The sequence below is a fragment of the Williamsia sp. z34 genome (assembly GCF_059553395.1).
The window spans coordinates 365640-391454 of sequence record NZ_JCANWW010000002.1; the positions used below are offsets into that span (position 1 = coordinate 365640).

Annotated in this window: 19 protein-coding genes; 15 read left to right on the forward strand and 4 right to left on the reverse strand. The window is 66.8% G+C overall.

What is annotated here, in order from left to right:
- Positions 1-31 precede the first annotated feature (31 nt).
- On the reverse strand, positions 32-934 hold the full coding sequence (locus tag AC51GT_RS06075; RefSeq protein ID WP_496328189.1) for a peptidylprolyl isomerase: 903 nt from the start codon (positions 932-934) through the stop codon (positions 32-34).
- A gap of 202 nt (positions 935-1136) precedes the next feature.
- On the opposite strand from AC51GT_RS06075, the gene AC51GT_RS06080 reads away from it, so the two are divergent.
- The 3 genes from AC51GT_RS06080 to AC51GT_RS06090 are packed head-to-tail and all read left to right on the forward strand — an operon-like array spanning position 1137 to position 3302.
- A complete protein-coding gene (locus tag AC51GT_RS06080) occupies positions 1137-1853 on the forward strand; it encodes an MBL fold metallo-hydrolase (RefSeq protein WP_496328190.1) in 717 nt (238 codons plus the stop codon).
- On the forward strand, positions 1850-3121 hold the full coding sequence (gene hisS / locus AC51GT_RS06085; RefSeq protein WP_496328191.1) for a histidine--tRNA ligase: 1272 nt from the start codon (positions 1850-1852) through the stop codon (positions 3119-3121). Before AC51GT_RS06080 ends, hisS begins: the two co-directional genes overlap by 4 nt.
- 31 nt (positions 3122-3152) lie before the next feature.
- On the forward strand, positions 3153-3302 hold the full coding sequence (locus AC51GT_RS06090; RefSeq protein ID WP_496328192.1) for a hypothetical protein: 150 nt from the start codon (positions 3153-3155) through the stop codon (positions 3300-3302).
- Between the two features lie 109 nt (positions 3303-3411).
- Here AC51GT_RS06090 and AC51GT_RS06095 read toward each other — a convergent pair whose 3' ends face one another.
- Both AC51GT_RS06095 and ypfJ read right to left on the reverse strand, forming a co-directional pair.
- Positions 3412-5043 carry a DUF885 domain-containing protein gene (locus tag AC51GT_RS06095; protein ID WP_496328193.1) on the reverse strand — a complete coding sequence of 544 codons (1632 nt, stop codon included), beginning with the start codon at positions 5041-5043 and terminating at the stop codon, positions 3412-3414.
- A complete protein-coding gene (gene ypfJ, locus AC51GT_RS06100) occupies positions 5040-5903 on the reverse strand; it encodes a KPN_02809 family neutral zinc metallopeptidase (protein ID WP_496325144.1) in 864 nt (287 codons plus the stop codon). The genes AC51GT_RS06095 and ypfJ overlap by 4 nt, the downstream gene beginning before the upstream one ends.
- A 95-nt stretch (positions 5904-5998) precedes the next feature.
- Between ypfJ and aspS the strand changes: the two genes are divergently transcribed.
- The gene (gene aspS / locus AC51GT_RS06105; RefSeq protein ID WP_496325143.1) at positions 5999-7804 is read left to right on the forward strand and encodes an aspartate--tRNA ligase; all 1806 of its coding nucleotides are present in this window, start codon (positions 5999-6001) and stop codon (positions 7802-7804) included.
- Positions 7805-7958: 154 nt separating this feature from the next.
- Here aspS and AC51GT_RS06110 read toward each other — a convergent pair whose 3' ends face one another.
- Positions 7959-9152, reverse strand: coding sequence for an HNH endonuclease signature motif containing protein (locus tag AC51GT_RS06110; protein ID WP_496328194.1), 1194 nt, complete (start codon positions 9150-9152; stop codon positions 7959-7961).
- A gap of 200 nt (positions 9153-9352) precedes the next feature.
- Here AC51GT_RS06110 and AC51GT_RS06115 point away from each other — a divergent pair, with 200 nt between their 5' ends.
- From AC51GT_RS06115 to AC51GT_RS06165, 11 genes are all read left to right on the forward strand, one after another.
- Positions 9353-9523, forward strand: a complete 171-nt coding sequence (locus AC51GT_RS06115) for a hypothetical protein (protein WP_496328195.1) — start codon at positions 9353-9355, stop codon at positions 9521-9523.
- A gap of 45 nt (positions 9524-9568) precedes the next feature.
- On the forward strand, positions 9569-13210 hold the full coding sequence (locus AC51GT_RS06120) for a transglutaminase family protein (protein ID WP_496328196.1): 3642 nt from the start codon (positions 9569-9571) through the stop codon (positions 13208-13210).
- A complete protein-coding gene (locus AC51GT_RS06125; RefSeq protein ID WP_496328197.1) occupies positions 13207-15924 on the forward strand; it encodes a circularly permuted type 2 ATP-grasp protein in 2718 nt (905 codons plus the stop codon). Before AC51GT_RS06120 ends, AC51GT_RS06125 begins: the two co-directional genes overlap by 4 nt.
- Positions 15925-16854: a transglutaminase family protein gene (locus AC51GT_RS06130; RefSeq protein ID WP_496328198.1), complete on the forward strand. Its 930-nt coding sequence runs from the start codon at positions 15925-15927 to the stop codon at positions 16852-16854.
- Between the two features lie 55 nt (positions 16855-16909).
- Positions 16910-18058: a phosphotransferase family protein gene (locus tag AC51GT_RS06135; RefSeq protein WP_496328199.1), complete on the forward strand. Its 1149-nt coding sequence runs from the start codon at positions 16910-16912 to the stop codon at positions 18056-18058.
- A gap of 12 nt (positions 18059-18070) precedes the next feature.
- Positions 18071-19462: a replication-associated recombination protein A gene (locus tag AC51GT_RS06140; protein ID WP_496325137.1), complete on the forward strand. Its 1392-nt coding sequence runs from the start codon at positions 18071-18073 to the stop codon at positions 19460-19462.
- Positions 19463-19631: 169 nt separating this feature from the next.
- Entirely contained in the window at positions 19632-22295 is a 2664-nt protein-coding gene (gene alaS, locus AC51GT_RS06145) for an alanine--tRNA ligase (RefSeq protein WP_496328200.1), read from the forward strand.
- A complete protein-coding gene (gene ruvX, locus AC51GT_RS06150) occupies positions 22292-22744 on the forward strand; it encodes a Holliday junction resolvase RuvX (protein WP_496325135.1) in 453 nt (150 codons plus the stop codon). The genes alaS and ruvX overlap by 4 nt, the downstream gene beginning before the upstream one ends.
- Positions 22741-24510: an endolytic transglycosylase MltG gene (gene mltG / locus AC51GT_RS06155; protein ID WP_496328201.1), complete on the forward strand. Its 1770-nt coding sequence runs from the start codon at positions 22741-22743 to the stop codon at positions 24508-24510. Before ruvX ends, mltG begins: the two co-directional genes overlap by 4 nt.
- The gene (locus tag AC51GT_RS06160) at positions 24510-25331 is read left to right on the forward strand and encodes a shikimate dehydrogenase (protein WP_496328202.1); all 822 of its coding nucleotides are present in this window, start codon (positions 24510-24512) and stop codon (positions 25329-25331) included. Before mltG ends, AC51GT_RS06160 begins: the two co-directional genes overlap by 1 nt.
- Before the next feature lie 80 nt (positions 25332-25411).
- On the forward strand, positions 25412-25813 hold the full coding sequence (locus AC51GT_RS06165) for a prepilin peptidase (RefSeq protein WP_496328203.1): 402 nt from the start codon (positions 25412-25414) through the stop codon (positions 25811-25813).
- The last annotated feature ends 2 nt before the right edge of the window (positions 25814-25815 follow it).

A 25815-nucleotide genomic window follows, 5' to 3' on the forward strand; every position in this document is an offset into this window, starting at 1 on the left:
GCCGGGTTTCTTTGTCTTTCGGTGCCGATGTTCAGCTGGTGACGGTCGCGGTGAGGATCTCCACCGGCAGTACCGGCTTGCCATCGGTGGACGCTGCACCGTCGGCACCGGGTGCGACCCCGGCGCCCAGGACCTTGTCGAGGACCTCGAGTCCGGCCGGATCGACCGTGCCGATCACCGAGTAGCTCGGTGCCAGCGTGCTGTCCTCGATCACCATGAAGAACTGGCTGGCGCCGGTGTTCTCCTGCCCGCTGTTCGCCACGGCGATGGTGCCGCGCGGGTAGACGACCGACTGACCGGTGGTGTCGCCCTCGGCCGGCGCCAGGGTGGTGGGCGCCTCGTCGGGACTCTGCCAACCGGGTCCGCCGGCACCAGTGGCCGTCGGGTCGCCGCACTGCAGCACCTTGATCCCCTCGGTGGTCAGACGATGGCAGGTGGTGTCGTTGTAGTAGCCGGCCTTGATCATCGTCTCGAAGGCGCCGACGTTGCAGGGCGCGTCCTCGCGATCGAGTGTCATGGGCAGTTCACCCTGGTTGGTGGTGAACAAGGCGTCGACGACGCCGCTCTTGAGTTGCTTGTCACCGGGCATCGGGGTGGTGCGCTTGTTGGCCATCCCCGCGGTCAGCTCGTCCTTGTACTTCAGGTATTCCGCCTGCTGCTCGGCCGGTACCTCTTCGATCGGCGGAAGCGACGCCAGCGGGTCTACGTCATTCGGGGTGAACGCGCAGGCAGCCCAGCGGGCCTTCTCGTTGTCGTCGGACACCTTCTTGACGGTGAAGGCGGTCACACCTGCGGCGACGATGAGCACCACGGCGACCGAGCTGCCGATGATGATCAATTTTCGTTTGCGCGCGGCCTGCTGCTGCCGCTCCAACCGCTTCTCCAGCTTGCGTTTGGCCGCTAGCCGGCGTTGCTCGTTGTTGCTGCTCGACACTGCAGAGAACCTCCGTCAAAGTCGTACGTCTGACCGCGCCCCGGGTGCGGGACACCGATGCGAGTCTGCCAGCACTTGCTGAGAGCACGTTATATGGGCATGGCCCCGGCGCGCCGGACCGGAACCGATGGCCGTGGCACACAGGATTCACCGGTGCTGGGATGATGGTGGAACACGTCCTTACGACCCAGGAGAACAGACCATGCTGATCACGGGTTTCCCCGCCGGTGTGTTCGCCACCAATTGTTATGTGGTGGCGAACGGTGCCGGCAGTGATGCGATCATCATCGACCCAGGTCAGGATGCGGCCCCGGGTGTCCGGGAGATACTTTCCGAACATCGGCTGAATCCGGTGGCGGTCCTGTTGACCCACGGGCATCTCGATCACACCTGGAATGCCGCGGAGCTGTGCGACGAGTTCACCATCCCGGCCTACATCCATCCCGCCGACCGGCCGATGCTCGCCGATCCCGGCGTCGGCATCGGGCGGGCGATGTCCCAGATCATCGGTGACACGGTGTTCCGTGAGCCCGAGAAGGTCATCGAACTGACCGACCGGGAAACGATCGACGTCGGTGGGATCTCCTTCCGTGTCGACCTCGCGCCCGGCCACACCCAGGGCTCGGTGCTGTTCGGTATCGACGTCGTGACCCCCGAGGGCACTGTGCCGGTGTGCTTTTCCGGTGACGTTCTGTTCGCCGGTTCCATCGGGCGGACCGACCTTCCCGGCGGTAGCCATCAGCAACTCCTCGACTCGATCGCCGATCGGCTGCTGCCGCTCGACGACGACACCGTGGTCCTGCCGGGCCACGGCGAGCAGACCAACATCGGCCGCGAACGCGCCACCAATCCATTTCTCGCCGACCTGACCGCGTCTGGTTCGGCCGATCAACCCAAGAAGGGACGTCACGGGCTGTGAATGCCGGATTTCAGGCTCCACGAGGTGTACCGGACTATGTGCCACCGCAGTCGGCGCAGTTCGTGGCGGTACGCGACACCCTGACGCGCGCAGCAAGACTTGCCGGGTACTCGCACATCGAGCTCCCCATCTTCGAGGACACCGCGCTGTTCGCTCGCGGCGTCGGAGAGTCGACCGACGTCGTCTCCAAGGAGATGTACACCTTCGCCGACCGCGGCGACCGCTCGGTGACACTGCGCCCCGAGGGCACCGCCGGTGTGATGCGTGCGGTGATCCAGCACGGCCTCGATCGGGGACAGCTGCCGGTCAAACTGTCCTACGCCGGACCGTTCTTTCGCTACGAGAAGCCGCAGACCGGTCGGTACCGGCAGCTGCAGCAAGTGGGTGTCGAGGCGATCGGTATCGATGATCCGGCGCTCGACGCCGAGGTCATCGCCATCGCCGACGAGGGTTTTCGGCGTCTGGGACTGACCGGATTCCGGCTCGAGATCACCTCGCTCGGTGACGACACCTGCCGCCCGCAGTACCGGAGAGTGTTGCAGCAATTCCTCTTCGGTCTCGACTTGGACGAGGAAACCCGTCGTCGCGCCGAGATCAACCCGCTGCGCGTCCTCGACGACAAGCGTCCACACATCCGTGAGGCCACCGCCTCGGCGCCGCTGATGATCGACTATCTGTCGGACTCGGCGCGCGAGCACTACGACGCGGTGATCGGTCACCTCGACCGGCTCGGCGTTCCGTACGAGAAGAATCCGCGCCTGGTGCGTGGCCTCGACTACTACACGAAGACCACCTTCGAGTTCGTGCACGACGGTCTCGGTGCGCAATCCGGCATCGGTGGCGGTGGGCGCTACGACGGCCTGATGAAGCAGCTCGGCGGCAAGCAGGAGTTGTCGGGCATCGGCTACGGCCTCGGCGTCGACCGGACCGTGCTCGCCCTGGAGGCCGAAGGCATCGCCGCCGTCGGTGATGCGCGCTGTGAGGTGTTCGGTGTCCCGATGGGTGAGGCCGCCAAGGACGAGCTCGTCGCGATCACCGGTCGCCTGCGAGCCGCGGGTGTTCGCGCCGACATCGCCTACGGCGGGCGCGGTCTCAAGGGTGCAATGAAGGCCGCCGACCGCTCGGGCGCACGTTTTGCGCTGGTGCTCGGCGAGAACGAACTCGCCGACGGTCAGGTCGAACTCAAGGACCTGTCCAACGGTGAGCAGCAGCGCGTCTCACTCGAAGGCGTCGTGGCGCACATCAACTCGGCACTGGCCGCGGGGTAGTGCGGTGGGGGCGCGGCGCCGGTGGGCAGCGATGGCGATGGGGGTTCTGATGGTGGCCAGTGTTACCGCCTGCACCTTCACCGTCGACGGTGATCCGGCGCCGGCCCCGTATACGGGCCGCACGTGGGGGAGTCAGGCCCACACCCCGGAGTTCCCGACCGCCGAGAACGCACCCGGGTAGCGCCCACCCCTCCGACGACCCAGCCCAAACGAGCCACCTTTGCGAAGACGAGCCACAAATATGTGGCTCGTCTTCGTATTTCCGGCTCGTTTGTTGGCTGGAGGGGCGGTCAGCGCAGTTCGGTTTGCAGCACGTCGAGACTGACACCGCCGAGCGCGAGCGCCTTGCGATGGAAGTCCTTGAGCGAATCGTCGGGGTGGGCGCGCAGATAGTTGTCGCGGGCCTGCTGCCAGACCCGTTGTCCCAGTGCGTAGGACGGAGCCTGACCGGGCCAGCCCAGGTAGCGGTTGAGCTCGAAGCGCAGCACCGTCTTGTCCATCGCGACCGCCGAGCTCAGGAATTGCCAGGCCTTGTCGGCATCCCAGGTGCCACCCCCGACCGCCGCGGGTGCCGTCAGTCCGCAGTGCACGCCGATGTCGACGACCACACGGGCCGCTCGCAGTCGCTGGGAGTCGAGCATGCCCATCCGGTCGCCCGGATCGTCGAGCCAGCCCAGTTCACCCATCAGCCGCTCGGCGTAGAGCGCCCACCCCTCACCGTGGCCGGACGTGAACGAGGCGAGCTTGCGCCAGCGGTTCAGTTCCGGACTCACCATGGCCGACCCCAGTTGCAGGTGATGGCCCGGGACACCTTCGTGGAACACCGTGGTTGTTTCCTGCCAGGTGTGGAACACCCGTTGCTCCGGCGGCACCGACCACCACATCCGTCCCGGACGGCTCAGGTCTTCGCTGGGCATCGTGTAGTAGATGATCCCGGTGGCCGCCGGGGCCAGTCGGCATTCCAGTGCGGTCAGCTGCGGCGGGATCTCGAAGTGCAGCCGGCCGACCTCCTCGGTCGCGCGGTCGGACAGGTCCTGCATCCACGCGACGAAGTCGCCGCGGTCGGTCATCTGGTAGCGCGGATCGTTGTTCAACGCCTCCAGTGCGCCGCCCACGCCGGCGCCGGGCGCGATCTGGGCGGCCAGCGCCTCCTGTTCGGCGACAATCGATTCGAGGAGATCGAGACCCCAGGCGTAGGCGTCGTCGACGTCGATGTCGGCACCGACGAACTCGGCGGAATGGAGTAGGTAGCGGTCGCGGCCGACGGCATCGACGTCGATGGTCCGGGGCAGGACCTCCTCACGCAGGACCGCTGCGAGTTCGGTCATCGCAGCGCCCACCCGGCCACGCAGATCGTCGAGCAGGTCGACTCTGTCGGTGGTTTCGATCGCGGTGGCGTTGCTGAAGATCGACCCCGTTGCGGCGTCGGCCTGAGCCGCGCAGAGGCTCACCTGCCTGCTCACCAGCGGGGGACCGGTCTGCAGGCGATGACGGATGCCGGCGACGATCGATTCCACGCAGGACGGTACTTGCGACAACCGGGCCAGGAACACCTCCTGTTCGCCGGTGGTGGTCGTGGACATCAGATCGAAGACGTCGCGGACGCCCTGTAGCGGCGATTCGATGACGTTGACCTCACCGATCCGCAAACCCGCATCGTCGACCGCCAGGGCGCGTCCCAACTGGTCGGACATCGTGGCCACCGTGACGCGGTCGACGTCGTCGGCGATCGTTGCCGCCGCCAGAGAGTTCAGCGCCGCCCGCCGTTCGGACACGCGATCCGCCTCGCCCTCCGGCGAGAAGTCGGGCAGCTGATCGTCGAACCCGGAGACCCCGAGGTGCGTGGCCTCGATCGGGTTGAGTGCACAGGAGCGTTCGAGGTGGTTGTCGGCGATCCGGTCGATCGCGCTGGACCGGCTCACAGGCTCGCCGCATCGAAGGTGTTGCAGGAGTTCGGGTCACCGGCGCTGTAGCCGACATTGAACCAGCGGACCCGCTGCTCGGATGAGCCGTGGGTCCAGCCCTCCGGGTTGGATGCGTCACCGCCGATGGCGTCGTCGCCGATCGCCTTGGCGGTCTTGATGACGTCGTTGATCTGTTGCTGCGTCAGCGGCTCGAGCATCGCGTCAGGTCCCTTGTCGGCGTGATACGCCCACACCCCGGCCAGGCAGTCGGCCTGCAGTTCGATCCGTACCGATCCCGAGGTGGGGCCGGCAGCGCCCATGCGCTGACCTTTCTGCAGGGCTCCGGTCAGGTATTCGATGTGGTGGCCGTACTCGTGGGCGACGACATATTCCTGGGCCAGCGGTCCGTCTCCACCGCCGAGCTGATCGCTCAGGACGTCGAAGAACGACGGGTCGAAGTACGCGGTCTGGTCGCCGGGGCAGTAGAAGGGACCGACATCTGAGGTGGCCGGTCCGCACGCGGTGTCGACGCTGCCCTCGAAGATGACCGTCCTCGGCGGTTCGTATCCCGGCATGAGCTCTGACCACGCGTCGTCGAGGCTGTTGGTGGTGGCCACGATCCGGCACACGGTGTCGGTGTTGGCTTTCTCGATGGTGCAGTTGTTGATCTGCTCGTCGAGGGCGGACTGGTCCTGCGACGAGTACGTCGAGGTCGATCCGTCACTGCCCAATCCCAGAATGCCCGGATCGAATCCGAACAGCGCGGCCGCGATCACGATGATCAGGCCCGCTCCGCCGCCGATGGCGAACTTGCCACGGCCTCCGCCGCCGCCCGAAACGTTGCCGGTATCCAAGGGTCCGTTGCCTCGAAAAGTCATGCGGTCAGCATTGCACGAGCAGTGCCGTCCTTGGCCGATCAGGACAGCCGTAGGATGTTGCACGATACGAAATCGTCAGCTTTGAGAGGACTATTGTGCTGCGCACCCAATTTGCCGGATCACTGCGAGCCGCGAACGCCGGGCAGACCGTGACGTTGACCGGCTGGGTGGCGCGCCGACGCGACCACGGCGGCGTGATCTTCATCGATCTGCGGGACAGCTCCGGCCTCGTGCAGGTCGTGTTCCGGGACGAGGCTGTCGCCACCCCCGCGCACCGACTGCGCGCCGAATACTGCGTTCAGGTGACCGGCGTTGTCGAGCAGCGTCCGGCGGGTAGCGAGAACCCCAACCTGAAGTCCGGCGAGATCGAGATCAACGCCACCGAACTGGTCGTTCTCAACGAGTCGGCGCCGCTGCCGTTCCAGCTCGACGAGAACCCGGGTGAAGAGGCCCGGCTCAAGTACCGCTACCTCGACCTCCGTCGCGAGGGTCCCGGTTCGGCACTGCGGTTGCGTTCGAAGGTCAACCAGGCCGCCCGAAATGTGCTGTTGGAGCAGGACTTCGTCGAGATCGAGACCCCGACGCTGACCCGTTCCACACCTGAGGGTGCGCGCGACTTCCTGGTCCCGGCACGCCTGCAGCCCGGCACGTTCTACGCCCTGCCGCAGAGCCCGCAGCTGTTCAAGCAGCTGCTGATGGTGGCCGGCATGGAGCGTTACTTCCAGATCGCCCGTTGCTACCGCGACGAGGATTTCCGCGCCGACCGCCAGCCGGAGTTCACTCAGCTCGACATCGAGATGAGCTTCGTCGAGCAGGACGACATCATTGCACTCGGTGAGCAGATTCTGGTCGCGCTCTGGAAGCTGATCGGCTACGACGTGCAGACCCCGATCCCGCGGATCACCTATGCCGACGCGATGCGCCGGTTCGGCAGCGACAAGCCCGATCTGCGTTTCGGTATCGAGCTCGTCGAGTGCACCGACTATTTCAAGGACACCCCGTTCCGGGTGTTCCAGGCGCCGTACGTGGGCGCGGTCGTGATGCCCGGTGGAGCGAGCCAGCCACGGCGTCAGCTCGATGCATGGCAGGAATGGGCGAAGCAGCGCGGCGCCAAGGGGCTGGCCTACGTGCTGGTGCAGGAAGACGGCACGCTCGGTGGGCCGGTGGCCAAGAACCTGTCGGAGGCCGAGCGCGACGGACTCGTCGCCCATGTCGGTGCCAACCCCGGCGACTGCGTCTTCTTCGCGGCCGGCCCGGTCAAGGCTCAGCGCGCGTTGCTCGGTGCTGCCCGCGGCGAGATCGCACAGAAGCTCGGACTGATCAAGGACGGCGACTGGGCCTTCACCTGGGTTGTCGACGCGCCGCTGTTCGAGCCTGCCGATGAAGCCACCGCGAGCGGTGACGTCGCCGTCGGTTCGGGCGCATGGACCGCCGTGCACCACGCCTTCACCTCGCCCAAGCCGGAATCGCTCGAGGTCCTCGAAACCGATCCGGGTGCCGCTCTGGCCTACGCCTACGACATCGTCTGCAACGGCAACGAGATCGGTGGCGGTTCGATCCGTATCCACAAGCGCGAGGTCCAGGAACTGGTCTTCAAGATCATGGGTATCTCGCATGAGGAAGCGCAGGAGAAGTTCGGCTTCCTGCTCGACGCATTCGCGTACGGTGCACCGCCGCACGGTGGAATCGCCTTCGGCTGGGACCGGATCACTGCGCTGTTGGCGGGACAGCCGTCGATCCGCGACGTGATCGCGTTCCCGAAGTCGGGCGGCGGCATCGATCCGCTCACCGATGCACCGGCGCCCATCACCCCGGAGCAGCGCAAGGAGTCGGGTATCGACGCCAAGCCGCCGGCTCCGAAGCAACAGCAGGCACCTGCTGAGGTTGCTGAGAAGAAGTAGCTCCCAGACGCAGAATCTGGATCGGCAGATCGCCGGCGGCCCCGTGCCGCCGGCGATCTGTCTTTTGTGGGGCTCACACTGTGAAGTTGTCAATGGTCCTGCTGCGCAGAGTCTCTGTCAGCCGGCGGGTCTGGCGGTCGTGGCCTCGTCGACCTCAGGCCGCGGTGAGTTCGGTGGTCAGGGTGCGGCGGGCGTTGGATTTGATTGGAGTCCTACTGGTGTCGTCCGGTGCGATGAACCACGGATGCCCATCGGAACCGATGGAGACTTCCCAGCCGCGGTGGTGGATGTAGCGGTGATGTCGCCGGCACAGCAGGACCATGTTGGTCAGGCTGGTGACGCCACCGTTACGCCAGAAGTCGATGTGGTGGGCGTCGGTTCGGCCGGGCGGGCAATCACATCCGGGGAAGGCGCAGCCTCGGTCGCGGGCGATCAACGCTTTGCGGATGGCCGGCGTCACGGTTCGTTGATCGCGGCCGACATCGAGGGGTACCGAATTGTTGTCGAGCAGAATCTTGGTGATCACCGAATCACAGGCCACCAGCTGCGCGGTTGATGCTGATGCGGGTCCGGTCCACTCGAAGGCCGGTGCCAACGTGGGCGCCTTGGCGCCGCCACGCGTCGGACGATCCTCTTGATCGAGATACGAATCGAGAAGTTGCTCCAGAGCGTCGGCGCGGATCTGGGCATTCGATCGACGATCCAGTGACCCATCGGGTTCGGGGACCGGCTTCGACAACGGATCGAGCGCGACCCGCAGTTTCTCGCCCAGCAGGTTGTCCAGGTCCAGGGTGCCGTGGCTGCGTCCGTCGTCACCGTTGCCGAGGGTGAACTCGTTGAGGTCGTGGTTCTCGGCATCAGGGATCGGCTTGTCCGGCGGCGACAGCACGATCGCCATGTGGCGTGCCCGCGCCGACACCGCCGCCGGACTCGCCATCAAGGCCTCGGTCAGCAAACCTCGGACACAATCGTCTCGATCAGTATCGGGTAAGTCCGGATTCCGACGCTCAATGTGATTGAGGCCCTTGATGATCGAGTCCACATGCTCACCCGACAGTGCTCCGTCGACACCGTAGGCCGCCACTGATGGAATGTCACCGAGCATCTTGCCTACCCGTACGTAGCGATGGGCCGCCACCGGCGCCATCCCCTCCTTCTGGAGCAGTCCGGCGGTGGAACGCTCACCCGACTTCTGAGCCAACCCGCGCCGATCGACTTCACCGACCAGGCGGAAAAGTATCTGTTCCACAACATGATTGAGTCGGATAACCGTCACCGTGCGAGCTGAAATCTCAGCATCATCCCCGGCCAGATCTGACAACCTGGCGAACATTCCCCCGAAGTCCATGGGACAAGTTTACGGCCCAAAACCGGTTCGCACAAGCTTTCGAAGGACTTACATTCCTTGCACCGCAACATATTTCGACAAAAAAGCCGAGAAGATCGGGCAGTCTATCGAACGGGTCGGACACTTTCGAATACCGCTTTCCGATTGCGTTCGGACCGTAGCGTCAGCCGATTCGATGGGTCACCAGATGTAACCACCGCGTGATCGTCAGGTATGCGATGTGGCTCGCCGAGGTCTCGCCCGGTGCCGTCGAGCAAATGCCCCACCCGTTGCTCGAGGCCGGTGTCCCGGCGGGCGGGATGCATCGAGGTGTTCGGCCCTGGCTACAGGTGGCCCAGGTCCTGTCCCCGGCGGAGGCGCCGAGATTGTGATCAACTTGCAGCCTGACATTTTGGGACCCATGGAGGTAACGCCAGTTGACCATCAAGGTGGCACTCGAGCACCGGACCACGTACAACTTCGACAGGTTGACGAAGGTCTACCCACATGTCCTTCGGCTGCGGCCGGCGCCACACTCACGAACCCCGATCGAGGCTTACTCGCTCAAGGTCGAACCCGGCGACCATTTCATCAACTGGCAGCAGGACGCCTTCAGCAACTACCTGGCGCGCCTGGTGTTTCCGGAACCGACAACGGTCCTGAGCTTCACGGTGGGTCTGGTCGCCGACCTCACCGCGATCAACCCGTTCGACTTCTTCATCGAGGAGTGGGCCGAACACGTCGGCTTCGAGTACCCGGAAGAGCTTCGTCGTGATCTCGAGGTCTATCTGCGACCCGTCGACGAGACCGGCCCGGATCCGTTGGTGGCCAAGTGGGTCGACGACCACCGCGCGTCCGGGAAGATGCGCGTCATCGATTACCTGGTCCAGCTGAATTCAGCCGTCCGGGACGATGTTCGGTACACGGTGCGGCTCGAGGCAGGTGTGCAGACGCCGGAGTTCACCCTCGACAGCGGCGTCGGTTCGTGCCGGGACTCCGCGTGGTTGCTCGTTGCGATTCTGCGGCGCCTCGGCCTGGCGGCCCGTTTCGTCTCCGGTTATCTCGTCCAGTTGACGTCCGACATCAAGTCGATCGACGGTCCGTCCGGTCCTGACGCCGACTTCACCGACCTGCATGCCTGGACCGAGGTGTACCTGCCCGGCGCGGGCTGGGTGGGCATGGACCCCACCTCGGGCCTGTTCGCCGGCGAGGGCCACATCCCGCTCGCCGCGACACCGCATCCGGGTGCGGCCGCGCCGATCACCGGTGCCACCGGCAAATGCCATGCGGTGATGGACTTCTCGAACGAGGTCTCCCGCTTCCACGAGGATCCGCGGGTGACCCTGCCGTACTCGGGTGATCAGTGGAAGCGGATCGTCAATCTCGGCACCGATCTCGACGACCGGATGCGCAAGGCCGATGTCCGCCTGACGATGGGCGGTGAGCCGACCTTCGTCTCCCTCGACAATCAGGTGGACCCGGAGTGGCTGACCGATGCCGACGGACCCCACAAGCGTTCGCTGGCCTCCGATCTGGCCGATCGCGTCAAGAAGATCTACGCGCCGAGCGGCCTGGTGCAGCGCGGCCAGGGCAAGTGGTACCCCGGGGAGCCGTTGCCACGGTGGCAGATCGACCTGATCTGGCGTGCCGACGGAAAGGCGCTCTGGAACAACCCCGACCTGCTGGACGACCCGTGGCCCACCAAAGAAGCCGCGCAGGCCACCATGGACTGGCAGGCGCCCGGTGGACTCGGGCCGACCGATCCGGCAACGGCCAAGGCGCCCAAGGCCTTCGTCTCGGCACTGGCCCGTCGTCTGCGACTCCCGGATTCACAGGTGATGCCCGCCTACGAGGACCCGCTGCTCAGACTCGCCGAGTTGGTGCGACTGCCGGTGGGTGCACCCCCTGAGGCGGAAGCGAAGGCATCCGAGGCCACCGAGGACGACCTGACACCCGACAAGGATTCGGCCGAGGTGCGTCAACGCCTGCTGGCCGAGCTTGATTCGTCGGTCAGCAGCCCCACCGCCTACGTGATGCCGATCAATCGGGCCCCGGACGGCGTGGGTTGGCAGAGTGCCTTGTGGAAAACGCGACGTGGTCGTTTGGTGCTCAGTCCGGGTAACTCTCCCGCAGGTTTGCGGCTGCCGCTCGACGCTCTTTTCTGGGAACCGAACATGCAGTTCTTCCCGGCCGACCCGACCGCATTCGACATCGATCCACTCGACGAGCTCACCGGGTCGGATGAGCCGCCGGCACCTGCCGTTGCGGAACCGCCGGCCGCCGCCGCACCACAGATGCCGCGGACCGGAATGGCCGGAGAACCGTTACCCGGTGCCCGACCCGGTACGTCGGTGGGGAACACCGGTGTTCCCGGCGGCGGTGAGCCGCTGTGGATCACGCCGGAGATGCAGAAGGCCCGGGCCGCTGCCGAAGTGGCGAAGGCCGCGGAAGCGGAAGCGGCGGCGCAGACCGCTGCAGAACAGACCGACCTCGACGTCGTCGAACCCTCCGGTCGAGCGGTCACCGCGTTGGTGGCCGAAGAGCGGGGCGGTGTGCTGTACGTGTTCCTGCCACCGACCGAGAGCGGCGACGACTTCGCCGAGCTGGTCAGCCTGGTCGAGCGCAGCGCCGAGGAGGTGGGCAAGCCGGTGGTCATCGAGGGTTATGGCCCGCCGGCGGATCCGCGACTGACATCCTTGACGATCACCCCCGACCCCGGTGTCATCGAGGTCAACATCCAGCCCACGTCGTCATTCGTCGAGCAGTCCGAACTCCTCGAAACCCTGTACGACCAGGCTCGCCGGGTCCGGCTGGGGACCGAGTCGTTCGACCTCGACGGCAGCCACGGCGGAACCGGCGGCGGCAACCACATCACGCTCGGCGGCATCCGCCCGGCCGATTCCCCGATGTTGCGTCGGCCGGATCTCCTCGTCTCGATGCTGACCTACTGGCAGCTGCATCCGTCGCTGTCATATCTGTTCTCGGGACGATTCATCGGCACCACCTCGCAGGCGCCGCGCGTCGACGAGGGGCGCGAGAGTTCGCTCTACGAACTCGAGGTCGCCTTTGCCGAGATCGATCGCATCAGCGACGAGACCGCGTCCGGCAACAGCTCCCATCACCTGCCATGGGTCACTGATCGGGCGCTGCGCCACCTGCTCACCGACATCACCGGCAACACCCACCGCGCCGAGTTCTGCATCGACAAGCTCTACAGCCCCGACTCGACCCGCGGCCGGCTCGGCCTCCTCGAACTCCGGGGCTTCGAGATGCCACCGCATCATCAGATGGCGATGGTGCAGTCGTTGCTCGTGCGCAGCCTGGTCTCTTGGTTCTGGGACAAGCCCTACCGGGCTCGGCTGCAACGCCACGGCGCCGACCTTCATGGCCGGCATCTGCTGCCGTACTACGTGATCGAGGACATCTCCAACGTCGCCGAAGATCTCCGCGAGGCGGGCTACGACTTCGACACCGCCTGGCTGGCCCCCTTCACCGAGTTCCGCTTCCCGCGTCTGGGCACGGTGCACATCCGCGATGTCGAGATCGAACTGCGCGGCGCGATCGAACCCTGGAACGTCCTGGGGGAGGAGTCCGCGTTCGGTGGCACCGCCCGCTACGTCGACTCGTCGATCGAACGGGTGCAGCTGCGGGTGCTCGGCGGTGACATGAATCGATTCGTCCTGACCTGCAACGGTGTCCCGGTCCCGCTGGCGTCCACCGGCCGCGCCGGGGAGACGGTCGCGGGCATCCGGTTCCGGGCATGGCAGCCACCGAGCGCCCTGCACCCGACCATCACCATCGACAGTCCGCTGGTCTTCGATCTCATCGACACCCACAACGGGCGGTCGGTGGGCGGCGCGACCTATCACGTGATCCATCCCGGTGGTCGGGCGTACGAACGCCCACCGGTGAACGCGGTGGAGGCCGAGTCGCGTCGCAACGGTCGTTTCGAGGCGTCCGGACATCAGGTCGGCACCGTCGACACGGCCGAACTCCGGGAATATCAGGCCAGGCTGGCGACCGATTCCGGTGTGCCGATGATCTTGGATCTACGGCGAGCACGTACAGTCCTTCGGTGACAACGCCAAGGATCGAACCCGCCGGAATTCTGGACCGATACCGGTCTGACCGGTACGGATTGTTCGATCTGTCGGCCCTGCCGGGATCCCCGAGCGGACCCTTCGACGAACTCTTCGACAGCACCGGTGCCGTCCGCACGCAGTGGTCCGGTCTGATCGATGGTCTCGAGCGGATGGGCGATGCCGGCCTCCGCCAGGCCGACCGGCGGGTGCGCACCCTCATCGACGACGACGGCATCACCTACAACGTGCCGACCGGGACCACCACGCGGCAGAGCCGCTGGGAACTGGACTGTGTGCCGCTGTTGATCGACGGCGCCGAATGGCAGGCCCTGGAGAAGGGCATCGAGCAACGCGCCCGGGTGCTCGACGCGCTGCTGTCGGATGTCTATGCCGACCAGAGAGCGATCACCTCGGGTGTGGTGCCGCCGGAACTGATCTACGGGCATCCCGGCTTCGTCCGCAAGGCCGCGCGTTTCCCGCAGGTGTGGTCGCACATGCTGTTCATGCATGCCTGTGACATCGGCCGACTGCCGAGCGGTGAGTACCTGGCCTACTCCGACCGGACGCAGGCGCCGTCCGGTGCCGGCTACGCCTTGGCCGACCGGCACCTCATGTCGCGGGCGTTCCCACGGCTGCTGCAGCGATGCGTGCCGCGACCGATGTCGGCGTTCGCGGCCACGGTCCGGATCGCGACGTTCGAGTACGCCCCGCAGGGCATCGAAGAACCGACGGTTGCGGTGCTGACACCGGGCTCGTTGTCGGAGACCGCGTTCGACCAGGCTTACCTGGCCTCGATCCTCGGCTTCCCATTGGTCGAGGCCGCCGACCTGGTGGTCCGCGACGGTGCGGTCTACATGCGTTCGCTGGGAACGTTCAAGAGGCTCGACGTGATCATCAGGCGGGTCGACTCCGACTATTCCGATCCGCTGGACCTACGTGCCGATTCCCGGCTCGGTGTCACCGGTCTGGTGGAGGCGGTATCGCGCGGTTCGGTCACCGTCCTGAACACACTCGGCAGCGGCGTGCTCGAGAACCCGGCGTTGCACACCGTCCTGCCCGCACTGAGCAAGCACTTCCTCGGTGAGGACCTCTTGCTCGACTCGGTGCAGACATATTGGGCCGGAAACGATCTCGAACGCGGCAAGTTGTCGACCGATCTGCCGCTGCTGGGCATCACCAACTTCCGGACCGGCGAAGAGTTCACCGGACCGGCACTGAGTTCGGCTGCGATCGAGACGTTGCGCGCCCGGATCGCCGCCGAACCGTGGCAGTGGGTCGGCCGTGTCCTGGAACGATTTTCGGTTGCGCCGTCGTCCACACCCGGCCCCAACCGGTCCAGCGGGGGTACCGGTTCACCACTGCGCGCGGCACCGGTCGGCATCCGTTCGTTCAGCGTCGCGCAGGGGTCGGGGTACGCGGTCCTGCCCGGTGGCCTCGGTCAGGTACTCGCCGAGGGAGCTGCCGGGTCGGCGATGAATGCCGTTGCCGGAAAAGATGTCTGGGTGACCACCGTGGAGCCGGCCGCAGGCCAGACCCGGGTGGAGGAATCGGGCGGTACGCCCGAACGCAGCCGGCCGATCATCGTCTCCGGCACGGGTCCGAGCGCGATCCGTTCGAGTTCCGACCCGGTCGTCAGTTCGCCTCGCGTGTTGTCCGACCTGTTCTGGTTCGGTCGCTACGGTGAACGCGCCGAATTGACCACCCGGATGGTCAAGGTCGCGCGCGAGCGTTACGAGGACTATCGCTACCGTCCATGGATGACGGGCACGGCGTCGATCCCGTTGTTCCTGAGCGCAATTGCGTCGGCGTCCGGCAATCGGGCCGTGCTGCAGGACACCAGGGGATTACTCGACTTCGACAGCAGCAAACCGCCGGATCCCGACGAGGTCCTGGCTGCGACCACCCGCTTGCACATGATGACCAGCGCCCGGCGGACGCCCGGTTCGGTCGCCTTCGCGGTGGACCGTCTGCAACAACTGGCCCGTGCGATCCGCGACCAGTTGTCGACGAGCACGTGGATGGTGCTCGGCTCCGTCGACCGCGCACTGGCCGAACTGGGTACCGGACCGGCGGCCGGTGCGGGCGAGGACACCGAGCGTGACGGTTCCGAACTCGGCCGGGCACACGACGACATCCTGCACGGACTGCTGGCCCTGGCCGGATTGCAGGCCGAGTCGATGGTGCACGACCCGGGCTGGCTGTTCATGGACATCGGGCGCCGGGTGGAGCGCGCGCAGGTGCTGGCCGGCCTGACGTCGGCCATTCTGGTGCCCCAGCACGACTCGGACACCGAACAGGGCCTGCTGGAGGCATATCTGTCGGCGAGCGAGTCGGTGATCATCTACCGCCGCCGCAACCGCGGCATCGTCCGGCTCGGCTCGGTGGCCGACCTGATGCTGTTCGACGAGGGCAATCCGCGGGCGATGATCTACCAACTTCAGACGCTGCGCCACGACCTGAGCGCGCTGCCGTCGATCGTCCGCTCCGCTGCCGCCGAGCGCATCGTCGAGGATCTGGTGGCTGAACTGCGCCGGGTCGACCCGGCGGACCTGGCCGCGATCGGTGCCGGCGGCGAGCGGGTGGAGTTGGCCGAGTTGATGCGCACGCTCGACAAGGGCCTCCGGGAGCTCTCGGACGTGCTCGGGCGCACCAGATTTGCCTATCCGGTCGACATGCAGCCACTCTGGGGTGCCGGATCGGAGGGGACGTAAGTGAACACTGCAGAGCAACAGCCACGGTCCGCCGCAGGTCTGGTCGAAGGCGCGACACGACGGTACAAGGTCACCCACCGAACCCGCTACGACTACGACGACGTGGTCAGCAGCAGTTATGGCCGCTGCCATCTCCAACCCCGTGACCTGCCCGGTCAACGGGTGATCGACAGCGCGATCACCATCGACCCCGAGCCGTCGGACCGTTCGACAGGCGTCGACATCTACGGCAACTACGACAGCTACTTCCACGTCCGTACCCCGCATCGGCGCCTCGAGGTCACCGGTGTGTCCACCGTGGACGTCGACCCGCTCGATCAGGATCTGCTCAACTCGGCCGCGGCCCGTGGACCGTGGGAAGCGGCCCGCCCATCCGGGCCGCAGGGCGCCCGTGCGGTCGAGTTCCGCCTCGACCTCTACCCGCCGGAGATCAGCGCCGCGGTCATCGACTACGCGTCGACGATCTTCACGCCCGGCGCGCCGTTGCTCGACGTCGTGGTGCAACTGACCGGCCGTATCTTCCGTGATTTCACCTACCGCTCGGGGTCCACGGCCATCAGCACGAAGGTCGACACGGTCATGGAACGTCGGGAGGGTGTCTGCCAGGATTTTGCGCGGGTGGCCATTGCGTGTCTGCGGTCCCGCGGGCTCGCCGCCCGCTACGTCTCCGGTTATCTGGCCACCGATCCGCCGCCGGGACGTGAGCGGATCTTCGGGGCCGACGCCTCGCATGCGTGGGCGGCGGTGTGGCTGCCGGGCGACCGCTGGATCGCCTTCGACCCCACCAACGACAAACTCGTCGACGAACGCCATGTCACGGTCGCCTGGGGTCGCGATTACGACGATGTGCCGCCGTTGCGGGGCGTCATCTACACCGAATCCAGGAAGAGCCGGATCGATGTTTCGGTCGACGTTTCCCCGGAAAATTGAGGCTCATTTCCCGTGGCAGTGAAACACGTCCTACCTTTTGGGTAAGTTGTAGGGGATGACTGTTCTTGCCGATAGCCAGAAAACCGGCGCGGTGCAGGCGGCAGAGCGGCTTCTCGCCGCTCGCGCAGGCGCCCCGGTGTCCTTAGCCGAACCCTATGACCTCGGTGGCAGCGGTCGTACCCAGGTCTTGCGTGTTCGAGTCGCCCAGAACCCGTTCTCGGCGGACCGCACGCTGGTGATCAAGGTTCTCGGCGCCGGGGAGACCGGATCCGGGGACTCCTTCTATCGCGAGGTGGCGTCGTACAAGTACGCCAACACACTCCCGACGGCATCCCGCCCGGGTCCGGCCCTGATCGCCTTCGACCTGGCCTCCCGGGTCCTGGTCCTGACCGACCTCGGTGACGGCCGTTCGATGACCGAACTGCTCAGCAGCAACGACACCGCTGCCGTCGGCAGCTCACTGAGCGCCTGGGGCCAGGCACTGGGCCGCATGCATGCGGCCACCGTCGGCGGTGAGAACGATTTCGCGGCCTTGCTCCGGCAGGGCAGCGATGGTGTCGCCACCGACGCGCTGCACAGCCAGTTCGCAGCCGCGGTGACCTCGGCACCCAAGGTCGTCCGCGACATGCTCGGTTCGGACCTCGACCCGGCCGTCCTCCAATTGTTCGAGGCCGCCCGCGACCTGTTCGGCGAAGGTGAGCACCGGGCCTTCAGCCCGTCGGACGTCGGCCCAGAGAACATCCTGATCAACGGCGACGGCGTGCGGTTCCTCGACTACGAGTGGGGTGGTTTCCGCGACGCCACGCTCGACATCGCATACGCGCTGGTGACGTTTGCGCCGTGGTTGACACCGAGTTCGTCCGCCGACCGCGTTGACCTCGAGACCCTGATGCTCGATGCCTGGCGCTCCGAGGTGCAGGCGATCTGGCCGAGCCTGGGCTCCGACCGCGAACTGGCGCGAAAAGCCGTACTCGCCCGGTTGGCGTGGGTGTGGCTGTCGACGATGTGGATGCTGCCGGTCGACGACGCCGACGTGGGTCGTGCCGACGAAGCCCACGGTCTGGCGTTGAGCACTTCCGATCCCCGCGTGATCGTGGACCGCTGGTCCGGGCTGGCCGCTGCCGCCCGTCGGGCCGCCGAGCCCGCTCTGGCCGATTTCGCGGAGTCGGTCGGTCAGGCGCTGGATTCGTCCTGGCTGCACTGACGCCGCACAGTCATGACCACTGAACAGGGCGGCCTTTTCGATGCCCCCTCGGCCCCGCCCGAGCTGATCACCAGCGGACTGCAGCGGCCGGCCATGAGTGCGCCGCTCGCTGTCCGGATGCGGCCACAGACCCTCGAAGAGATCGTCGGACAGGAGCACTTGCTCGAGCCGGGATCCCCGCTGCGGCGGCTGATCGACGGTTCCGGCGCGGCGTCGGTGCTGTTGTTCGGCCCGCCGGGCACGGGCAAGACGACCATGGCGGCGCTGATCTCGACTGCCGCCGGCGGCCGCTTCGAGGCACTCTCGGCGTTGTCGTCGGGTGTGAAAGAAGTGCGCGCGGTGATCGATGCCGCGCGCCGACGCCTCATTGCCGGTACGCAGACCGTGCTGTTCATCGACGAGGTCCACCGGTTCTCCAAAACCCAGCAGGATGCGCTGCTCGACGCGGTGGAGAACCGGATCGTGCTGCTCGTCGCCGCGACCACCGAGAATCCGTCGTTCTCGGTGGTGGCACCGCTGTTGTCCCGATCGCTCGTCCTGCAACTGCGGTCCCTGAGCAACGCCGACATCCGCAAGCTGCTGGTGCGGGCCGCCGCCGACCCCCGTGGACTCGACGGCGCGGTCACGATCGACGACGACGCCCTCGATCATCTGGAGAAGATCTCCGGCGGAGACGCGCGGCGCGGACTGACCGCGCTCGAGGCCGCCGCCGGCGCAGTCCTGGCCGACACCTCCACCGACGCGGGCACCGGTCCCGGTGACGTGGCCGTGGTCACGTTGGCCTACGTCGAATCCGCGGTTGATCGGGCGGCCGTACGGTACGACCGTGGGGGGGATCAGCATTACGACGTCACCAGCGCCTTCATCAAGTCCATCCGGGGCTCCGATGTGGATGCCGCCCTGCACTATCTGGCCCGGATGATCAGCGCGGGGGAGGACCCGCGATTCATCGCCCGCCGACTGGTCGTGCACGCCAGCGAAGACATCGGCATGGCCGACCCGACGGCGCTGCAGACGGCCACGGCCGCCGCGCAGGCCGTCCAGCTGATCGGAATGCCCGAGGCCCGGCTCGCCCTGGCCCAGGCCACGATTCACCTCGCGACGGCCCCCAAGTCGGCCGCGGTGATCAACGCGATCGGCGCCGCCATCGCCGACGTCGAGGGCGGAAAGGCCGGTGCGGTCCCGCCGCATCTGCGCGATGGACACTATGCGGGCGCCGCAAAGCTGGGCAACGCCGTGGGTTACCGGTTCCCGCACGACGCCCCGGACGGTGTGTTGCCGCAGCAGTACCCGCCGGACGAGTTGGTCGGCGTCGACTACTACGAGCCCACCGAACGAGGCCGGGAACGTGACATCGGGGCGCGCCTGGGCCGCCTGCGCAACATCATCCGCGGGCGTCGGTGACGCCGGAGACGGGTTTGTCGGGTCTGGAGGGTGCGACTCCGGCGTGGCCTTGCCAGTAGTGTGGGTTAGTCACGTTCTAATAAACGGATGCCGATTCGCCTGGAACCAGGTGGAGTCACAGAGTATGGGGCCTGGACAACCAGGTGGAGTCACAGAGTGAGGACAGTCAGTGCAGACGCATGAGATCAGGAAGCGGTTCCTGGATCACTTCATCAAGGCCGGACATGTCGAGGTGCCGAGCGCGTCGCTGATCCTCGAGGACCCGAACCTTCTCTTCGTCAACGCGGGCATGGTGCCGTTCAAGCCGTACTTCCTCGGCGAGCAGACCCCGCCGTACGTGCGGGCCACCAGCATCCAGAAGTGTGTTCGTACCCTCGACATCGAGGAAGTGGGCATCACCACACGTCACAACACGTTCTTCCAGATGGCCGGCAACTTCTCGTTCGGCGATTACTTCAAGCGCGAAGCGATCCATTTCGCCTGGACCCTGCTGACCAACTCTGTCGACGACGGCGGATACGGCATCGACCCGACGCGCCTGTGGCCGACCGTGTACCTCGACGACGACGAGGCCGCCGCGATCTGGCGGGACGAGATCGGTGTGCCCGCCGAGCGGATCCAGCGCCGCGGCATGAAAGACAACTACTGGTCGATGGGTGTCCCGGGACCCTGTGGACCGAGCTCGGAGATCTTCTACGACCGCGGCCCCGACTACGGCGTCGAGGGAGGCCCCGAAGCCGACGAGGACCGCTACATCGAGATCTGGAACCTGGTCTTCATGCAGAACCAGCGGGGTCCCGGTGGTGGCAAGGACGGCTACGAGATCCTCGGACCGCTGCCCAAGAAGAACATCGACACCGGCATGGGCATCGAACGCGTCGCGTGCATCCTCCAGGGCGTCGAGAACGTTTACGAAACAGATCTTTTGGCCCCGGTCATCGGCGTCGCCGAACGCCTGACCGGCCGCACCTACGGCGCCGACCCGGCAGAATCGGTCCGGTTCCGCGTCATCGCCGACCACGCCCGCACCGCGGTGATGTTGATCGCCGACGGGATCACCCCCGGCAACGACGGTCGCGGCTACGTGCTGCGACGCCTGCTGCGGCGGATCGTGCGCTCGGCCCGGCTGCTCGGTGCCACCGGCGCCACGATGAAGGCGTTCACCGACGCCGTCATCGACACGATGACCGCGTCGTACCCCGAACTCGCCGATCAGCGGGCCCGGATCGTGGCCACCGCGGTCGGTGAGGAAGATGCCTTCCTCAAGACCCTGACCGCGGGTTCGCGACTGTTCGACGACGCCGCGGCGACCACCAGGGCCTCCGGTGCCACCCGGATCAGCGGCAAAGACGCGTTCGCCCTGCACGACACCTACGGTTTCCCGATCGACCTCACCCTGGAGATGGCCGCCGAGGCCGGGCTGTCGGTGGACGAGTCCGGCTTCAAGGAGCTGATGACCGAGCAGCGGCAGCGCGCGAAGGCAGATGCGACCGCCCGCAAAGCCGGTCACGCGGACCTCAGTGTCTACCGTGAGTTCCTCGATCGGGGACCGACCGTGTTCACCGGATTCGACGAACTCAATTCGGAGTCAAAGGTTTTGGGTCTGGTCGCTGACGGACAGCGCGTGCGCAGCGCGTTCGCCGGTCAGGAGATCGAGGTGATCCTGGACCGCAGCCCGCTCTACGCCGAGGCCGGCGGCCAGATCGCCGACATCGGGACCATCACCACGTCGTCGGGCCTGCGCCTGACGGTCAAAGACGTTCAGAAGGTCGGCAAGTCGGTCTGGTTGCACCGCGCCGTCATCGAAGAGGGCGAGATCGCCGAAGGTGACGAAGTCCTCACCCAGGTCGACGCCGCCTGGCGTCATGGCGCCACCCAGGGCCACTCCGGCACCCACCTCGTGGGAGCCGCATTGCGTCAGGTGCTCGGACCGACGGCAACACAGGCGGGTTCACTGAACCGGCCCGGCTACCTGCGGTTCGACTTCGCATCGCAGGGCGCGCTGACCGAGGCGCAGCGCGGCGAGATCGAAGAGATCACCAACGCTGCAGTCGAGGCGAACTACCCGGTCAACACGTTCGAGACCGGAATCGACGATGCCAAGGCGATGGGTGCGCTCGCGCTCTTCGGTGAGAACTACGGCGACGTCGTCAGAGTGGTCGAGATGGGTGGACCGTTCTCGATGGAGCTGTGCGGTGGAACCCACGTCGGTTCGTCGGCGCAGGTCGGCCCGGTCACGCTGCTCGGCGAGTCGTCGGTCGGTTCCGGCGTGCGACGGGTCGAGGCATACGTCGGGCTCGACTCCTACCGCTACCTGGCCAAGGAACGCGCGTTGCTCGCCGGTCTGGCCACGTCGCTGAAGGTCCCGAGTGATCAGGTGCCCGGCCGCGTCGAGTCGCTCGTCACCAAGCTCAAGGAAGCCGAAAAGCAGATCGAGAAGATGCGGGCCGATGCGGCGAAGGCCGCGGTCGGTTCGCTGATCGATGACGCGACGCGGGTCGGCGACGTGCTCGTGGTCGCAGGCAAGCTCGACGGCATGGATGCCGGAGACCTGCGAACCCTGGCCGCGGACCTGCGCGGACGCGTGGGCGCGGACAACGCTGTGGTGGTGCTGTTCTCGGCGTCGGGTGACAAGGTCCCGTTCGCCGTCGCGACCACCTCTGCCGCCCGCGACGCGGGAATCAAGGCCGGTGACCTGGTTCGCGAACTCGCGCCGCTGGTCTCGGGCAGGGGCGGCGGAAAGCCGGACCTGGCACAGGGTTCCGGAACCGACGCCGCGGGTATCGATTCGGCGCTGGTCCGGCTGCGTGAACTGGTCGGCTCGGCTCGATGACGTTGACGCCGCGAGGGCGCCGGATCGCCATCGACGTCGGCAGTGTGCGGATCGGAGTGGCCTCGTGCGATCCCGACGGGATCCTGGCCACTCCGGTCGAGACCGTCGCCCGCACCCCCAAAAGTGACGCCGATTTACGGCGACTCGCCGAAATCATCGCCGAATACGACGCGGTTGGCGTTATCGTCGGATTGCCGAAAACGTTGCGCGACGAGCACGGTCATGCGGCTGCCCTCGCCACCGAGTTCGGTGACGCGCTGGCGCAGCGCATCTCGCCGGTGCCGGTGATGTATTCCGATGAACGTTTGACCACGGTGACCGCACAACAAGCTCTACGTTCGTCCGGTGTTCGGGCGAAGTCCCAGAAATCTGTGATCGATCAGGCAGCTGCCACCGCGATCCTCCAGAACTGGCTGGATCTGCAGGCAAGTCAGGAAGGCCGCGGGTGAGTGACGACCGATCCGACAATCGTCGAGCCGAGGCAGAGCCGGGACGCCGTCGCCGGCGCGCGGACACCCCCTATGACCCCGATCGTCTGAAGTACTTCACCCAGGGAAACGGCGGGGCGCCGAGCCGCAGACGCGGACCCGAGGTGATCCCGCCGCGGGATCCGGCCGCGAGTCGTCGCACACCGCCGCCTCCGCCCCGGACGACTCCTCCGCGGCGGGCGACACCGCCACCGCCTGCCGACCCCCGGTGGGAGCCCGAGCCCGGGAGCGGCCCGCCGCCGTCGCAGCCGTTCCCGCAGCAGCAACCGCCGTCGCAGCCGTTCCCGCAGCAGCAACCGCCGTCGCAGCCGTTCCCGCGACAGCAACCGCCCTCGCAGCCGTTCCCGCGACAGCAACCGCCCTCGCAGCCGTTCCCGCGACAGCAACCGCCCTCGCAGCCGTTCCCGCGCCAGCGGCCGGGTCCTCGGTCTGTCGAGCCCGCGCATCCCCACGCCTACGACCCCGATCCGAGGCATGACGAGCGGGAACCCTACGTCGATCCGGGTCGTGCCGAGTACACCCGCCGAGACGAAACGGCCCGAGCCCGTTCACCCAAGCGCACCGCCGCGGCGGCAGCGCGCCGCAAGAAGCGGAAATTGGTCGTCATCTCGGCCGCGGTCGTCTTCATGCTGGCGCTGGCCGCGGGCATCGGTTACGCCGGACTGCGCGTTGTCGGTTTCTTCGGATCCGAGGACAAGGACTTCACCAATGTCGCCGGCACCTCGGACGTCCTGGTGTCGATCCCGCAGGACGCGACGTTGACGCAGTTCGGCGAGATCCTCGAAGAGAACGACGTGGTGGGCAGCGTCAACGCCTTCACGCTCGCGGCCGACGACCAGCCGATCTCGGCGGGCTTCTACAAACTCCGCACCGAGATCCCGGCCAGTACCGCCGTATCGATGCTGACGAACATGGACAACCGCGTCGGCCGGGTGGTCATCCCCGAAGGCCTGCAGCTCGACTCCAAGGAAGGCATCGACGGCAAGACCACCTTGGGCATCTTCGCCCGGGTTGCGCAGGCCACCACCGTCGATCTCAACGGCGTGAAGGAGGGCTCCACGGTCGAGGACCTGGCCCAGGCCGCGGCGACCGCCACACCGGAGGAGCTCGGTGTGCCCGAGTGGGCCGTGGACGCGGTGTCGTCGCTCGATGGAGATCATCGCCGTATCGAGGGCCTGATCGCCCCGACGTCGTGGGAGATGATCGATCCGGGGCTGACCCCGGTGGAGATGCTGAACTACCTGATCTCGCGCAGTGCAGCCCTGTTCGCGCAGTGGGGGCTACCCGAGTCCGGCACCTCGTCGACGGGGCTGAACCCGTACGAGACCCTGGTGTCGGCATCGATCGTCGAGCGTGAGGTCAACACCGCCGAGGACTATCCGAAGGTGGCCCGGGTCATCGCCAATCGGCTCGGTGTCGACCAGGCGCTGCAGATGGATTCGACGGTCAACTACACCTCGGCGATTCAGAACATCGATGTGGCCGGTGACGATTTCATCGCCCCCACCGAATGGAACACCTACCAGCAGAAGGGTTTACCGCGCACCCCGATCGGTGCGGTCGGTCAGCCCGCATTGCTGGCCGCGCTCGAACCGCCGGCCGGTAACTGGTTGTACTTCGTCACGATCGATCAGCAGGGGACCACTCTGTTCACCGAGGACTACGAGCAGCACATGCGCAACCGCCAACAGGCCTGCGACAACTCGATTCTCCAGACCAACTGCTGATGACCGGGCAGGGCAGAGCCGCCGCGATCCTGGGATCGCCGGTGGCACACTCGAAGTCGCCTGCGCTGCACCTGGCGGCGTATCGGGCGCTGGGTCTTGTCGACTGGACCTACGAGCGTATCGAGTGCACGGCGGAGCAACTCCCATCCCTGGTCTCCGGGATGGACGAGAAGTACATCGGGTTCTCGGTGACGATGCCCGGCAAGCGCGCCGCGCTCGAGTTCGCCGATCACCGCACCGACCGTGCGGTCGCGGTGGGGTCGGCCAACACACTCGTCCGCGTGCCGGGTGGTTGGCGGGCGGACTGCACCGACATCGACGGTGCGGCGGCAGCCCTGGCCGAACTCGAGATCGATCAGGCCCCGGCACACCACGCCGTCGTTGTCGGGGCGGGTGGAACGGCCGCCCCGGTTCTGGCGGCCCTGGCCGGTGCCGGGATCGGTGAGGTGAGCATCGTCGCGCGCAGCCGGGCGCGGGCCGCCGAGGTGCTGGCGGTCGCCGATGCGCTGGGCCTGGCCACCGACGTCCTGCCCTTCGAACCGACGTCGCAACTATCGGACCGGGCGGCAACGGCTGCCGTGGTGGTCAACACCGTTCCCGCGACTGCTGCCGAGCCGCTGGCCGGGGCCCTGGCTCCGGCGGCGCGTCTGTTCGACGTCATCTACAGTCCCTGGCCGACCCCGCTGGCCGCCGCGGTGAGCGGCTCCGGTGGCGCCGTGGTCGGTGGACTGGTGATGCTCCTGAACCAGGCGCTGGGACAGGTCGAGCAATTCACCGGCATGAAGGCGCCGCTGGACGTGATGGCCGCCGCGCTCGACTGATCTGTCCACAGACCCGATGCCCGTCCACAATCGGCCGTCGGCGGACCGGACGCCGGGTGCGGCTGCGCGAAGGTGGGTGAGTGCACCTTGTCGTCGGGATCGTGGGGTTCTGGTTCGTGGCGCTGGCCGGTGCCGACGTGCGGACGCGCCGGTTGCCGAACAGCATCGTCCTGCCCGGTGTGCTCGGCGCGGTTGCCGGGACGATGTCCAGCCCTTCCGCCGGCGGCGGCCTGCTGGTGGCCGGCGGCATCTACCTGGTCGCGTTCTGGTTCGGGGGCTGTGGCGGCGGAGATGTGAAACTGGCCGTGGTCGTCGGTGCGATGGCCGGTTCACCCACCACCGCAGCAGCCGCGGTGTTGCTCGCGCAGGTGCTCACCCTCGGACAGGTCCTGATCGGCCGTGCGGGCGGCGTCCGGCCGCACTATGCCCCGCACGGCCCGGCACTGTGCGCATCGGCCGCACTCAGCTGCGGGATCTGGTGACC